General features: G+C 69.1%; 13 protein-coding genes. 5 read left to right on the top strand and 8 right to left on the bottom strand.

All coding sequences use genetic code 11. From position 1 onward, the window contains the following. Positions 1-60: 60 nt before the first annotated feature. From htpX to LG388_RS00705, 7 genes are all read right to left on the bottom strand, one after another. On the bottom strand, positions 61-939 hold the full coding sequence (htpX, locus tag LG388_RS00735) for a protease HtpX (RefSeq protein WP_225780939.1): 879 nt from the start codon (positions 937-939) through the stop codon (positions 61-63). 54 nt (positions 940-993) lie between these two features. Beyond that, positions 994-1716: a DUF3025 domain-containing protein gene (locus LG388_RS00730; protein WP_225780938.1), complete on the bottom strand. Its 723-nt coding sequence runs from the start codon at positions 1714-1716 to the stop codon at positions 994-996. Positions 1717-1820: 104 nt separating this feature from the next. Further along, positions 1821-2609 (bottom strand): NYN domain-containing protein, encoded by a 789-nt coding sequence (locus LG388_RS00725; RefSeq protein ID WP_225780937.1) that lies wholly within the window; start codon positions 2607-2609, stop codon positions 1821-1823. Further along, positions 2606-3643, bottom strand: coding sequence for a dihydroorotase (gene pyrC / locus LG388_RS00720; protein WP_225780936.1), 1038 nt, complete (start codon positions 3641-3643; stop codon positions 2606-2608). The genes LG388_RS00725 and pyrC overlap by 4 nt, the downstream gene beginning before the upstream one ends. Before the next feature lie 46 nt (positions 3644-3689). Then, entirely contained in the window at positions 3690-5162 is a 1473-nt protein-coding gene (locus LG388_RS00715; protein ID WP_225780935.1) for a UdgX family uracil-DNA binding protein, read from the bottom strand. Positions 5163-5171: 9 nt separating this feature from the next. Beyond that, positions 5172-6431, bottom strand: coding sequence for a putative DNA modification/repair radical SAM protein (locus LG388_RS00710; RefSeq protein WP_225780934.1), 1260 nt, complete (start codon positions 6429-6431; stop codon positions 5172-5174). Between the two features lie 87 nt (positions 6432-6518). Next, a complete protein-coding gene (locus LG388_RS00705; RefSeq protein WP_225781787.1) occupies positions 6519-7493 on the bottom strand; it encodes an IS1595 family transposase in 975 nt (324 codons plus the stop codon). A 295-nt stretch (positions 7494-7788) separates the two neighbouring features. Here LG388_RS00705 and LG388_RS00700 point away from each other — a divergent pair, with 295 nt between their 5' ends. The 5 genes from LG388_RS00700 (at position 7789) to LG388_RS00680 (ending at position 12819) form a co-directional block, all read left to right on the top strand. Continuing rightward, positions 7789-8355 (top strand): TRAP transporter small permease, encoded by a 567-nt coding sequence (locus LG388_RS00700; RefSeq protein ID WP_225780933.1) that lies wholly within the window; start codon positions 7789-7791, stop codon positions 8353-8355. Further along, positions 8352-9650, top strand: a complete 1299-nt coding sequence (locus LG388_RS00695) for a TRAP transporter large permease (RefSeq protein WP_225780932.1) — start codon at positions 8352-8354, stop codon at positions 9648-9650. Before LG388_RS00700 ends, LG388_RS00695 begins: the two co-directional genes overlap by 4 nt. A gap of 47 nt (positions 9651-9697) precedes the next feature. Continuing rightward, positions 9698-10735 (top strand): DctP family TRAP transporter solute-binding subunit, encoded by a 1038-nt coding sequence (locus LG388_RS00690; RefSeq protein WP_225780931.1) that lies wholly within the window; start codon positions 9698-9700, stop codon positions 10733-10735. A gap of 78 nt (positions 10736-10813) precedes the next feature. Beyond that, a complete protein-coding gene (locus LG388_RS00685) occupies positions 10814-11821 on the top strand; it encodes a thiamine pyrophosphate-dependent dehydrogenase E1 component subunit alpha (RefSeq protein WP_225780930.1) in 1008 nt (335 codons plus the stop codon). Further along, positions 11818-12819, top strand: a complete 1002-nt coding sequence (locus LG388_RS00680) for an alpha-ketoacid dehydrogenase subunit beta (RefSeq protein ID WP_225780929.1) — start codon at positions 11818-11820, stop codon at positions 12817-12819. The genes LG388_RS00685 and LG388_RS00680 overlap by 4 nt, the downstream gene beginning before the upstream one ends. Before the next feature lie 105 nt (positions 12820-12924). Here LG388_RS00680 and LG388_RS00675 read toward each other — a convergent pair whose 3' ends face one another. Next, positions 12925-13722: a MetQ/NlpA family ABC transporter substrate-binding protein gene (locus LG388_RS00675; protein WP_225780928.1), complete on the bottom strand. Its 798-nt coding sequence runs from the start codon at positions 13720-13722 to the stop codon at positions 12925-12927. Between the last annotated feature and the right edge of the window lie 49 nt (positions 13723-13771).

Raw genomic sequence — 13771 nt, 5'->3', positions numbered from 1 at the left:
AAGCACAAGGCCCGCAGAAGCGGGCCTTGTCGCGTCATCGCACCGCAGGGGTGCAGCGGGTCACTGCGCGTTCTGCAGCGCCGCGATGCGCTGTTCGATGGGCGGGTGGGTGGCAAACAGGCTGCCCAGCTTGCCCGTGATGCCCATGGCTTCCACGCTCTTGGGCAGCTCGCCGGCCGGCAGGCCGCCCAGGCGGGCCAGCGCGTTGATCATGGGCTGCTTGCGGCCCATCAGCTGCGCGGCACCGGCGTCGGCGCGGAACTCGCGCTGGCGCGAGAACCAGGCCACCACGATGGCGGCGGCGAAGCCCAGCACGATGTCCAGCACGATGGTGCTCACGTAGTAGCCGATGCCCGGGCCGCTGTACTCGCGGTCGTCGCCGCGGCGCAGGAAGGCGTCCACCGCGTAGCCGATCACGCGCGACAGGAACACCACGAAGGTGTTCATCACGCCCTGGATCAGCGTCATCGTCACCATGTCGCCGTTGGCGATGTGCGCCACCTCGTGGCCGATCACGGCCTCGACTTCCTCGCGCGTCATGTTCTGCAAGAGGCCCGTGGACACCGCCACCAGCGCCGAGTTCTTGAACGCGCCGGTGGCGAAGGCATTGGGCTCGCCCTCGAAGATGCCGACTTCGGGCATGCCGATGCCGGCCTGGTCGGCGAACTTGCGCACGGTGGCCACGATCCAGGCCTCGTCGGGCGATTGCGGCTCGTTGATCAGGCGAAAGCCCGGCGTGCCGCGCTTGGCCATGAACTTGGACATCAGCAGCGAGATGGTCGCGCCGCCGAAGCCCATGATGAGCGCGAAACCCAGCAGCGCGCCGAGGTTGAGTCCGTTCTGGGTCAGGAAGCGGTTGACACCCAGCAGGCTGGCGACGATGCCCAGCACCGCCACCACCATCACGTTGGTCAGGACAAAGAGAAAAATGCGTTTCAAGGGGATTTCTCCGTGGGAGGAATTGCCGCGCAGATGGGGGCCGGATGGCCCGCTTCAAGCGGCGCAGCGGTCGCGCGCGGAGGTTTTTGGAGTTGTTCTTTCTGGTGTCCGGCGCGGTCTGAAGACCTGCGGATCATCATAAAAGCAAAAGTCTTCATTGCTTTTGCACCACCCCGGAACACCGAGGATGGGCAGCGGCGTGAAGGGTTTTTGGGCCAGGTGCGCGGGCTGCAGGGCAGTGGCGATGGCGGCGTCTTCGGGTGCGAGGGAGGGCGCGGATGGCGCCTGCGCCGCAGCGCCGCCGCCCGGCGGCGCCAGGAGCACGTGGGCAGTGGCGTCCTTGCGGCCGGCCAGCAGCTTTTCCATCAGCGCGTGGCCGAAGACCAGCAGCCGCGCCTGTCGCCACAGCGCGCGCTGCTCGATGAAGAGCCGCTGCCATTCGCGCGCGAGCAGGGCCTCCCACAGCGCCGGCGGCGCGTCGAGCACGGCGCCGTTCTCGTCGAACAGCGTCAGCGCATCGCGCAGCGGCCCGCGCGTGGGCCCGACGCCGCGCCGTGCGATCTCCGCCGCCTGCAGGTCATTGAGCCGCCGCTTGGCCTGCGGGAAGGCCAGCCACACGAGGCCGTTGAAGAAATCGTGCGGGTTGTCGCGCGTGGGGATGGTGCCGGTGCGGGCGATGAAGGATTCGTAGGCTTCCCCAGCGGGCAGGCAGTCGTGGGCAACGAATCGAATCGCTCGCTCCCTCGCCTGCGCGCTCAGGGCCGCATACACAGGCATCGTCTGTGCGAGCGTGCACGACGCATGAGCAATGTCAGCATCGAGTACCCAAGGAGCGTGCGACCAGCCTGCCTGTCCGGGTGTCGTCAGGCGCGCCGGGGGGCTCATGCGGACTTGTTCGCCTTGGCTGCGCGCTTGTCGCGCACCGACACCTGCGAAGTCCCCTCGTGCGCGAGTTCAAACAACTGGGAGGCCACGAGCAGTTTGCTCAAAGTGGCATAGCCATAGTTCCGAGCATCGAAAGAGGCTTGATTCGCGATCTGCTGCCCCACCGCGCCCACGCGCGCCCATCCACTTTCGTCCACGGCGGCCTGCACGGCATTTCGCAGCAGCGTCACCAGCTTGGTGTCTTGCTTCAGTTGCGCCGTCGGTACGCGCAAGGGTACGGCCGGCGCGGCTTCTCCCGCAGGAGCGCCCGCTTCATGGAGGTCGCCATTGGAAGGCGCCCCCAGTTTGTCCAAGAAGAGGAAGCGCGAGCATGCGTTGACAAAAGGCTCTGGCGTCTTCTGCGCGCCGAACCCATAGACCGCTGCGCCCTTCGCGCGCAGATGCATCACCAGCGGGGTGAAGTCCGCATCGGAGGAAACGATGCCGAAAGCATGAGGGCGGTCGGTATAGAGAAGATCCAGTGCATCGATGACCATGGCCATGTCGCTCGCGTTCTTTCCCTTGCTGTAGTCGAACTGTTGCATGGGCCGGATCGCATGCTCATGCAGCTTTTCCTCCCAGCCCTTGAGCTCGCTTTTCTTCCAGTTTCCGTACGCGCGTCGCACATTGGTTTCGCCGAAAGTGGACAACTCCGCCAAGATCACTTCGATCTTGCTGCTTGGCGAGTTGTCCGCATCGATGAGCAAAGCAATGCGCGCCCCGGCACGATCGAGAGCCGCATTCACACCAACACCTTCCAGTTCAGTGTCTCGCCTCCGCGCAACGGCTTGAGCGTCGCCTCGCCGAAGGGCACGGTTTCGGGCACGGTCCAGGCTTCGCGCTTCAGGGTGAGGGTGTCGCTGTTGCGCGGCAGGCCGTAGAAGTCGGGGCCGTGGAAGCTGGCAAAGCCTTCCAGCTTGTCGAGCGCGCCGGCCTTGTCGAAGGCTTCGGCATACAGCTCGATGGCCGTGAGCGCGGTGTAGCAGCCGGCGCAGCCCAGCGCATGCTCCTTCAGGTGGGCCGGGTGCGGGGCGCTGTCGGTGCCCAGGAAGAAGCGCGGGCTGCCGCTGGTGGCCGCCTCGACCAGGGCCAGGCGATGCGTTTCGCGCTTGAGCACGGGCAGGCAGTAGTAGTGCGGGCGGATGCCGCCGGTGAAGAGGGCGTTGCGGTTGTAGAGCAGGTGGTGGGCCGTGAGGGTGGCGGCCGTGACGTCGCCGCCTTCATCGCGCACATAGTGCGCGCCTTCCTTCGTGGTCAGGTGCTCGAAGACGATCTTCAGTTCGGGGAAGTCGCGGCGCAGCGGGATCAGCACGCGGTCGATGAACACGGCCTCGCGGTCGAACAGGTCCACGGCGGGGTCCGTCACCTCGCCGTGCACCAGCAGCAGCAGGCCGTGCTTCTGCATGGCCTCCAGCGTGGCGTAGGTCTTGCGGATGTCGGTCACGCCGGCATCGCTGTTGGTGGTGGCGCCGGCCGGATAGAGCTTGAGCGCCTTCACGCCCGCCGCCGCGGCGCGCGCGATCTCCTCGGGCGGCAGCCTGTCGGTGAGGTAGAGCGACATCACGGGCTCGAAGCGGGCATCTTCCGGCAGGGCGGCCCGGATGCGCTCGCGGTAGTCGGCGGCCATCTGCGCCGTGATCACGGGCGGACGCAGGTTGGGCATGATCAGCGCGCGGCCCATCTGGCGTGCGGAATGCGGCACCACGTCCTTCAGGGGCGCGCCATCGCGCACATGCAGGTGCCAGTCGTCGGGTCGGGTGATCGTGAGGGTGTCGGTCATGGCGGGCGATTGTCCCATCGCCACCCCGGCCCGTGCGGCGCCGCGTTCAGGCCGGCTGCAGGGGCGCGGCCCCTTCACGGGCCCGCGCCAGGTCCGCCAGCCACTGCCGCCAGGCCTGGGGCCGCTCGGGGTCGGGCAGGCGCAGCAGGGCCGACGGATGCAGCGTGACCCACACGGGGCGGCCATCGGCGCGCTCGCGCAGCCAGCGGCCGCGCTCGGCCTGCACGGCGACGGGCCGGCCCAGCAGCGTGCGTGCCGCCGTGGCGCCCAGCGCCACCAGCGCCTGCGGCTGCACCAGATCGATCTCCTGCGCGAGCCAGGGCGCACAGGCCAGGGCCTCGCGCTGGCCGGCCGTCTTGTGCATGCGCCGCTTGCCGCGCAGCTCGAACTTGAAATGCTTGACGGCATTGGCCAGGTAGACGCTCTCGCGCGGCCAGCCCAGTTCGGCCATGGCCCGGTCCAGCAACTGGCCGGCCGGGCCGACGAAGGGGCGGCCCGACAGGTCTTCCTGGTCGCCCGGCTGCTCGCCGACCAGCATGTGGGCCGGCGCCAGCGGCCCTTCCCCGCACACGGCCTGGGTGGCCAGCGCGCCGATCGGGCAGGCGCGGCAGGCATGGGCGGCGGCGCGCAGCTCGTCCAGGCTGACGGGCGCCACGCCGGCGGCGGGCACGACATGGATCTGCTGCGGTGCGCGGATGCGGCGCGGCGCGGTGGCGGGCGCCTCGATCATCTGCTGGCTGCGCGCCTGCGCCGCCGCCGACAGCGGGGCGATCAGCGCCGCCTCGGGCAGGTTCTTCCAGTAGCGCACCGGCATCTCGCGCCGCATCATGGCCAGCTTGAGGCGCGCGGGGTTGAAGATGTGTTCGTAGTAGGTGAGCCACAGCGCCTCGCCGGCATCGGGCGGCGGCTTCGCGGACCGGTCGGCGCCCGGCTCGAAGCGCAGCGCCTGGCCGTCCCAGGCCACGCAGCGCTGCGGCGTGAGGATCGCCCAGCGCATCTGGGCGAAGCGGCGCGCGAAGAAGGGCGCGTTGGCTTCGACGATGCGGTGCTCGGGCTCGAACCAGGCCACGTGCCGCGTGGCGCCGCCCTCCTCCTGCACGGTCGTGAAACGCACGAAGGCGCGCATCTTGTGCATGTCGCGGCCGACGGCGCGGGCCATGCGCTGCGCCAGCAGCCGGTCGGCGTCGAGCGGGTCGTGGCGCAGCGCGGGTTCGTGCACCAGCCGCCAGAGCAAGCGGTAGAGCAAATCCAGCCGCTGCGGGTCGCGGTGCAGGATGACGCGGCGGCACAGGTCGAGGAAGGCGGCGGGCACACGCGGGGCGACGTCGCGCGCAGCCGCGGTCGTGGCCGCCGCGGGCCCGGAAGCCCACAGATCGTCGGGCGCATCAGCCTCGAACCCTCCTTCCCCCGCCCCCTCGCACCAATGCACCTCCTGCGGCGGCACGCGCGCCGCGAGCAGTCGCCGCGCCCGTTGCCGAAAGCCTTCGAGATCGATGGGATCGATCAGGCGCACCTGCATCAGCCCCCCTCAGAACAGCGAGGCTTGCCGGGGCGCCGCCGCCGCCAGCCGTGCCACCCGGTTCGCATCGCCCGCTGCCGGCCGGTGCCCGTCCGCGACCACGAAGGGCAGCACCTTGCGCGTGGGCACGCGCAGCGCGCGCAGGTCGTCGGCGCGCAGGCGGCGCACCCGGCGCGCCTGCAGCAGGCGCTCCACGGCGGTCACGCCGAGGCCCGGCACGCGCAGCAGCATCTCGCGCGGCGCGCGGTTCAGGTCGACCGGAAAGCGCTCGGCATGCGCCAACGCCCAGGCCATCTTCGGGTCCACATCCAGGCGCAGCAGTCCATCGGCGGCCGGCACGATCTCCTGGTGCTCGAAGCCGTAGAAGCGCATGAGCCAGTCGGCCTGGTACAGCCGGTGCTCGCGCATCAGCGGCGGCGCGACCAGCGGCAGCGCCCGCGCCGCGTCGGGAATGGGGCTGAAGGCCGAGTAGTACACCCGGCGCAGCCGGTAGGCGCCGTAGAGCGTGGCGCTGGTGGCCAGGATGCGGCGGTCGTCCGTGGCGTCGGCGCCCACGATCATCTGCGTGCTCTGGCCGGCGGGCGCGAAGGGCTGCGGCTTCGCAGCCACGGCCGGGGCGCCGGGCAAGGCGCGGATCGGCACCATCCGCCGCCGCTCTTCGCGCGTGGCGTCGATCTGCAGGCGCAGCCGCGCCATCGAGCGGCGGATCGCGCTTTCGTCCTTCTCGGGCGCGAGCGACCGCAGCCCTTCGGTGGTGGGCATCTCGACGTTGATGCTGAGCCGGTCGGCATAAAGGCCGGCGCGCGCGATCAGCTCGGGGCTGGCGTCCGGGATGGTCTTCAAGTGGATGTAGCCACGGAAGTCATGGTCTTCGCGCAGCGAGCGCGCCACCTCCACCACCTGCTCCATCGTGTGGTCGGGCGACTTGACGATGCCGCTGGAGAGGAACAGGCCCTCGATGCAGTTGCGGCGGTAAAAGTCCAGCGTGAGCTGCACCACCTCGTGCGCGCGCAGCCGGGCGCGCGGCACGTTGCTCGACGCCCGGTTCACGCAGTACAGGCAGTCGTACTGGCAATGGTTGGTCAGCAGGATCTTGAGCAGCGAGATGCAGCGCCCGTCGGGCGCGTAGCTGTGGCAGATGCCCATGCCTTCGGTGGAGCCGATGCCGCGCCCGCCGCGCGAGTCGCGCGCGTTCGTGCCGCTGGACGCGCACGAGGCGTCGTACTTGGCGGCGTCCGCCAGGATCGCCAGCTTGTCGCGCAGCTCCATGGCCTCAGCGCGGAATTACTGTATGCATGTATGGGGTATCCAATTAGCTCCAATTCGAGCCAACTGCTGGATGTTCATACAGCCATCCTACTCCGAGTTGGCAACCACGGGTTGCCGACTGACGACATCGTTGTAAGTGAGCGGATCGGTGATGACGGCTTGCTGCAGCAGCCGGTAGAACAGCAGACCACGAGAGCCGGAGGTCCGCCGGTTGAAGCGGAAGACGAACTCGTCCAGGTAGGCGTCGAGATGGCCCGGCTGGACAGCGCCATGGTGGGTTCCGAGGATCCATCGCTTGACCAGCGATGCCACGCGATGGACGCCGACCATGGAGACGTGAGCGGGAACGTCGGAGCCCAGCATGACGGTGCGCTGGTGGGTGTAGCCGCGCTGCGTCAACGAACGGTAAGCCGCCGAGCCGTCGGTCCTCACCACGGAGCCTGGTTCGATGTTCGCCTCGACGAATGGCACGACGCAGACGTCCGCGTCGCTGTCGACGCGCTGCAGCCGGATGCGGCCGAACCCCTTGGGCTCATGCACCTCCACGGCTATGGCGATGAGCACCTTGCTGGTGTTGTTCTTGCGCTTGGCCTTGGAGATGGGCGCTTCACGGTCGGTGATCGCCAGGTAGGTTTCGTCGACCTCGACCAATCCGCCCAGCCGCTCCCGATCCAGGCGGACCATCGCCTTGCGGAACCGATGCAGCATCGTCCACGCTGTCTGATAGCCACCCAGCCCCAGCACCCGCTGTAGGCCAAGCGCGCTGACCCCCAGCTTCTGGTTGGTCACGTACCAGGCGCCAGCCAGCCACACCCGCAGTGGCGTGCGCGTCTTGTCGAAGATCGTGCCTGCGGTGACCGTACTCTGATGGCCACAGTCTTTGCACAGCAGCCGACCGCGACTGACGCGTGAAGGCGAGGATGCGACTGCGCAACGCGGGCAGACGAACCCCTGCGGCCAACGCAACGCCTCCAGGTAGGTGAGGCAGGCCTCCTCAGTCGGAAAGCGGGCGAGAAATTCGCTCCACGTGCGCGGATAGGGGTTGACTCCGCCGGAGTCGATTGCTGTATATTTATCCAGCACTTTTTGGGCATCCTGGAGCTAACAGGATACCCCATATGCATGTACAGATACTATCGCGGTCGCGCCCCGCCTGCGGGGCCTTCGCGCTGTCTTTTGCTGTCCTGCAGCGGTCATCCAGCGCTGTCGCCCAAAGCGCTTTCTAAGGAAAGCCCCCATGGCCGGCAGGGCGTTGCGCCCGTAGCATCCGCCGCTGCTTTCCTGTCCAGGCGCAGGGCCCGCGCCAGGCAGCGGCCTGCCGGCGACAGAGCCTGCGCCTCTTGTTGCCCTTGTTCCGATGACCACTCCGCCCGAGTCCGGCGCCCAGCTGGACGCTGCCAGCCCCCTCCCCTCCGACCTTCCCGCCGCCGACGAGCCCGTCAAGGTGCCGCTCGCCATCGAGGACTGGGCCACGGTGATCATCATGGCCCTGCTGGCCTGCATCACCTTCGCCAACGTGCTGGTGCGCTACCTGAGCGACCAGTCCTTCGCCTGGACCGAGGAGTTCTCGGTCTTCCTCATGATCCTGCTGGCCATGGTGGCCGGCAGCGCGGCGGTCGCGCGCGACCGCCACATCCGCATCGAGTACTTCACCGAGCGCGGCTCGGCGCTGCGGCGCAAGCGGCTGGCGCAGCTGGGCGCGCTGATGGTGGCGGCGCTGTTCTTCCTGATCGCCGCGTTGAGCCTGCGCGTGGTGTGGGACGACTACCGTTTCGAGGAAACCTCGCCCGGCCTCGGCCTGCCGCAGTGGTGGTACTCGATCTGGCTGCCCATCGTGTGCACGGGCATCGGCCTGCGCGCCGTGGGCCTGTTCATCCGCCGCAGCCGCGCCACCCCCGACACCGCCACGGACGCGCAAGCATGATCGCGACGCTGCTCTTCGTCGGCTTCCTGGCCCTGATGCTGCTGGGCGTGCCCATCGGCGCCGCGCTTGGCCTGGCCGGCGCCGCCTGCATCGCGCTGGCCAATGCCGACGCGCAATGGTTCGGCCTGCTGGCCGTGCCGCAGAACTTCTACGCCGGGCTGGGCAAGTACCCGCTGCTGGCGATCCCCATGTTCGTGCTGGTGGGCTCGATCTTCGACCGCTCGGGCGTGGCGCTGCGGCTGGTGAACTTCGCCATCGCCATCGTGGGCCGCGGCCCGGGCATGCTGCCGCTGGTGGCCATCGTGGTGGCCATGTTCTTGGGCGGCATCTCGGGGTCGGGCCCGGCCAACGCGGCGGCGGTGGGCGCCGTGATGATCGCGGCCATGTCGCGCGCGGGCTACCCCAAGGCCTATTCGGCCAGCGTGGTGGGCGCCGCGGCGGCCACCGACATCCTGATCCCGCCCTCGGTGGCTTTCATCGTCTATTCGGTGCTGGTGCCGGGCGCCTCGGTGCCGGCGCTGTTCGCGGCGGGCATGGTCCCGGGCATCCTGGCCGGGCTGGCACTGATCGTGCCCGCGGTGTGGATGGCGCGCAGCCACCGCATGGGCGCGCTGGAGGCCACGCTGCCGCGTCCGCCCTTCTGGAAGAGCCTGCGCGAGGCGATCTGGGGCCTGGCGGCGCCGGTGCTGATCCTGGGCGGCATGCGCATGGGCTGGTTCACGCCCACCGAGGCCGCGGTGGTGGCCGTGTTCTACGGGCTCTTCGTCGGCATGGTGATCCACAGGACCATCACGGTGCGCGACCTGTTCCCGATCCTGCGCGAGGCGGGCGAGCTGTCGGCCGTGATCCTGCTGGTGGTGTCGCTGGCCGGCATCTTCGCCTACTCGCTGTCCACGCTGGGCGTGATCGATCCGGTGGCCCGGGCGATCGTGAATTCGGGCCTGGGCGAGTACGGCGTGCTGGCGCTCCTGATCCTGCTGCTGATCACGGTGGGCATGTTCCTCGACGGCGTGTCCATCTTCCTGATCTTCGTGCCGCTGCTGTGGCCCATCATGCAGCACTACCAGTGGGATCCGGTGTGGTTCGGCGTCATCCTCACGCTCAAGGTGGCGCTGGGCCAGTTCACGCCGCCGCTGGCCGTGAACCTGATGGTGTCCTGCCGCATCGCCGGCGTGCGCATGGAAGAAACCGTGCGCTGGGTCGGCTGGATGCTGTTCGCCATGTTCCTGGTCATGGTGGCCGTGATCGCCTGGCCGCAGCTGGCGCTGTGGCTGCCCGAATACCTCGGCTACTGATTCCGCAGCCCTGCTTTTTGACGCTCATCACCCAAGGAGACCTGAAGATGAAATTCCGCCGCACCCTGCTGGGCCTGGCCGCCGTGGCCACGGCCCTGGCCAGCTTCTCGGGCAGCGCCCTGGCGCAGGCCAACTACAAGGCCGAATACAAGATGTCGCTGGTGCTGGGCCCGCCCACGCCCTGGGGCATGGCCGGCAAGCTGTGGGCCGACATGGTCAAGGAGCGCACGCAGGGCCGCATCAACATCAAGCTGTACCCCGGCGTCTCGCTGATCCAGGGCGACCAGACGCGCGAGTTCAGCGCGCTGCGCCAGGGCGTGATCGACATGGCCGTGGGCTCCACCATCAACTGGTCGCCGCAGGTCAAGGAACTGAACCTGTTCTCGCTGCCCTTCCTGATGCCCGACTACGCCGCCATCGATGCGCTGACGCAGGGCGAGGTGGGCAAGGCGCTGTTCGAGCGGCTGGACAAGGCGGGCGTGGTGCCGCTGGCCTGGGGCGAGAACGGCTACCGTGAAGTGACCAACTCCAAGCGCCCGATCAAGTCGCCGGCGGACATGAAAGGCATGAAGCTGCGCGTGGTGGGCTCGCCGATCTACTCGGACATGTTCAGCGCCCTGGGCGCCAACCCCACGCAGATGAGCTGGGCCGATGCGCAGCCCGCGCTGGCCAGCGGCGCGGTCGACGGCCAGGAGAACCCGCTGTTCCTGTTCACCGTGCTGAAGATGCACAACGTGGGGCAGAAATACGTGACCACCTGGGGCTATGTGGCCGACCCGCTGGTCTTCGTGGTGAACAAGGAGATCTGGAACTCCTGGACGCCGGCCGACCAGGCCATCGTCCGCCAGGCGGCCATCGACGCCGGCAAGGAAGAGATCGCGCTGGCACGCAAGGGCCTGGTGGAGGCCGACAAGCCGCTGCTCAAGGAGATCGCGGGCATGGGCGTCACCGTCACCCAGCTCACGCCGGCCGAGCGCGAAGCCTTCGTGAAGGCCACGCGCCCGGTGTACGACAAGTGGAAGCCGCAGATCGGCAACAAGCTCGTGGACCTGGCCGAGAAGTCCATCGCGGCGCGCAAGAAGTAAGCCCTTCTTCCTGCTCGTCCTTGCACCGACTCCCACTGCCCGTGCCTGGCGCGGGCAGTGTCATTTCCACTGTCCGTCATGACTGAATTACTGGATCTGTATCGCACCATGGTGCGCATCCGCGCGTTCGAGGACGCCGCGGAGGCCGCCAGCCAGGGGGGCGTGAGCTGGGGCGGCGCCGCGACCGACCAGGCCTCGCCGGTGCATGTCAAAGGCCCGCTGCACCTGTCGACCGGTCAGGAAGCCGTGGCCGCCGGCGTCTGCCAGCATCTCACGGCGCGCGACCTGCTCACCTCCACGCACCGCGGCCACGGCCACACGCTGGCCAAGGGCGCCGATGCCACGCGCATGATGTGCGAGCTGTTCGGCCGCGCCAGCGGCTACAACGGCGGCAAGGGCGGCTCCATGCACATCGCCGATTTCTCCGTGGGCATGCTGGGCGCCAACGGCGTGGTCACCGCCGGCCTGCCCATTGCCGTGGGCGCGGCCCACGCGCTCAAGCTCCAGCGCATCGACGCCATCGCCGTCAGCTTCTTCGGCGACGGGGCCATCAACCGCGGCCCTTTCCTCGAGGCCCTGAACTGGGCGCAGGTCTACCAGTTGCCCGTGCTCTTCGTGTGCGAGGACAACCGCATTTCCGCCACCACCCGCTCCGCGCCCATGACGGCCGGCACGCAGGCCGCGAGCGCGCGCGCCGAAAGCCTGGGCATTGCCGCCACGCGCGTGGACGGCAATGACGTGGAAGCCGTGAGCGAGGCCGCCCGGGCGCTCATCGCCGAGGTGCGAGCCGGCGGCGGACCGCGCCTGCTGCATGCCCTCACCTATCGCCAGAAAGGCCATGTGTCGGTCGATCCCGCGACCTACCGCGATCCGCGCGAGGTGGCGCAAGCCCTCAAGGACGACCCCATCGCGCGCGCCCGCGAACGCCTGCATGCGCGCGGCCAGGCCGAGCCGGCGGCCCGCATCGAGGCCGAGGCCCGCGCGGAGATCGATGCCGCACTCACGGCCGCTGCCGCGGCGCCCCTGCCGGCGGCCAGCGCCGCGTACACCGATGTCCTGACCCTCGGCGAGGGGTTCTGGAAATGACGAGCACCGCAATGCACAAGCGCACCCTCACCTATGCCCAGGCGGCCGCCGTGGCCTTGCAGGAGGCCATGCAGGACGACCCGCGCGTGATCGCCATGGGCGAGGACCTGGGGCGCGGCGGCGTCTTCGGGCAGTACCGCACGCCCGACGGGCGCCCGCTGGCCGAGCTGTTCGGCGCCGAGCGCGTGATCGACACGCCGATCTCCGAAGCCACCATCATGGGCGCCGGCGTGGGCATGGCGCTGGCCGGCCTGCGGCCCGTGGTCGAGATGCGCGTGGCCGATTTCGCGCTGTGCGCCATCGACGAACTGGTCAATCAGGCGGCCAAGAACCGCTACATGTTCGGCGGGCAGGGCCGTGTGCCACTGGTCGCACGGCTGCCCATCGGCATCTGGACGGCTTCGGCCGCACAGCACTCGCAGTCCTTCGAATCGTGGTTCGCCCACGTGCCCGGCCTGGTCGTCGTGGCCCCCGGCACGCCCGCCGACAACCATGGCCTGCTGAAGGCGGCCCTGGCCTGCGGCGACCCCGTGGTCTACATGGAGCACAAGGAACTGTGGGGCGTGCAGGGAGAGGTGGATGGCACGCCCGTGCCGCTGGGCCCCTGCCGCATCGCGCATGGCTGCAGCGGGAGAGGCGATCTCACCCTCGTCTCATGGTCCCGGCAGGTGCATGCCTGCGTGGAAGCCGCGCACGCACTGGCGGCGCAAGGCATCCAGGCCGAGGTGCTGGACCTGCGCACCATCTGGCCCTGGGACCGCGAGGCGGTGCTGGGCAGCGCCGGCCGCACCGGTCGCCTGCTGGTGGTGCATGAAGCGGTGCAGGCGGCCGGTTTCGGCGCCGAAGTGGCCGCCACCGTGGCGGAACACACCGGCGCACGCGTCGCCCGGCTGGGCGCGCCGCGCATCCCGGTGGGCTATGCACAGACCCTGGAGGCCGAGTCCCGCGTCGGCACGGCCCAGATCGTGCAGGCCGCCCGGCAGCTGCTGGAGAAATGAAGGCCGGCCCCGGCCCGGGGCCGCCCTGCACGATGCGGCCCAAGCCCCGTGCGCGGCGGCCGCCGCGTTGCCCGACGGCTTTCCCAGAGGCGCTGCGCCACCGCCTCAGAAGGCCGGGATCACCGCGCCTTTGTACTTCTCCTGGATGAACTTCTTCGTCTCGGGCGAGCGCAGCGCCGCGACCAGCTTCTGGATCTCGGGGGCATTCACGCGCTCGCTGCGCGCGGGGATGAAATTCGCGTACTCCGATTTCAGCGCATCCTCGAGGGCCAGCGCGTCCTTGCCCGGGTTCAGCTTGGCCTCCAGCGCATAGTTGGTGTTGATCAGCGCCAGGTCCACGTCGGGCAGCGAACGCGGCAGTTGCGCGGCTTCCAGTTCGCGAAAGCGCAGCTTGCGCGGGTTGTCCACCACGTCGCGCGCGGTGGCCTGGATGCTCTTCGGGTCCTTGAGCTGGATCAGGCCCTGCTGCGCCAGCAGCGACAGCGCACGGCCGGAGTTGGTCGGGTCATTCGGAATGGCCACCACGGCGCCTTCCTTCAGGTCCTGGAGCGACTTGATCCGGGTCGAGTAGGCGCCGAAGGGCTCGATGTGCACGCCGCTGTTCGGCACTTCGGCGACCGCGGTCTTGCGGTCCTTGTTGAAGCTCGTCAGGTAGGGCCGATGCTGGAAGTAGTTGGCGTCGGCGCCCTTGTCATGGACCACGAGGTTGGGCTGCACGTAGTCCGTGTAGACCCGCACCTGCAGGTCCACGCCCTGCGCCTTGAGCTGCGGCTTCACGAACTCGAGGATCTCGGCATGCGGCACGGGCGAGGCTGCGACGGTGAGCGTCTGGGCGCTGGCGCCGAGCGCGGCGAAGGAAAGGGTGGCGGCCGACAGGGCGCGCAGCAGAGGGCGAAAAGACATCGAAGCGGTTCCTTGGGAATGAAGAACGGCCTCCGAAACGGGTTTCCCT

Origin of the sequence: Xenophilus sp. Marseille-Q4582 (assembly GCF_916700565.1) — a bacterium.
Classification (GTDB): Bacteria; Pseudomonadota; Gammaproteobacteria; order Burkholderiales; family Burkholderiaceae_C; genus Xenophilus.
The sequence above is the reverse complement of the archived record's forward strand: the minus strand, read 5'-3'. Positions and strand labels throughout refer to the sequence as shown.

Bases quoted from the DNA above. Each gene is read 5' to 3' on its own strand.
- LG388_RS00715 (WP_225780935.1), bottom strand. From the start codon at position 5,162: ATGCAGGTGCGCCTGATCGATCCCATCGATCTCGAAGGCTTTCGGCAA.
- LG388_RS00680 (WP_225780929.1), top strand. From the start codon at position 11,818: ATGACGAGCACCGCAATGCACAAGCGCACCCTCACCTATGCCCAGGCG.
- LG388_RS00695 (WP_225780932.1), top strand. From the start codon at position 8,352: ATGATCGCGACGCTGCTCTTCGTCGGCTTCCTGGCCCTGATGCTGCTG.
- LG388_RS00685 (WP_225780930.1), top strand. From the start codon at position 10,814: ATGACTGAATTACTGGATCTGTATCGCACCATGGTGCGCATCCGCGCG.
- LG388_RS00730 (WP_225780938.1), bottom strand. From the start codon at position 1,716: ATGCCTGTGTATGCGGCCCTGAGCGCGCAGGCGAGGGAGCGAGCGATT.
- LG388_RS00690 (WP_225780931.1), top strand. From the start codon at position 9,698: ATGAAATTCCGCCGCACCCTGCTGGGCCTGGCCGCCGTGGCCACGGCC.
- pyrC (WP_225780936.1), bottom strand. From the start codon at position 3,643: ATGACCGACACCCTCACGATCACCCGACCCGACGACTGGCACCTGCAT.
- LG388_RS00700 (WP_225780933.1), top strand. From the start codon at position 7,789: ATGACCACTCCGCCCGAGTCCGGCGCCCAGCTGGACGCTGCCAGCCCC.
- LG388_RS00675 (WP_225780928.1), bottom strand. From the start codon at position 13,722: ATGTCTTTTCGCCCTCTGCTGCGCGCCCTGTCGGCCGCCACCCTTTCC.
- LG388_RS00710 (WP_225780934.1), bottom strand. From the start codon at position 6,431: ATGGAGCTGCGCGACAAGCTGGCGATCCTGGCGGACGCCGCCAAGTAC.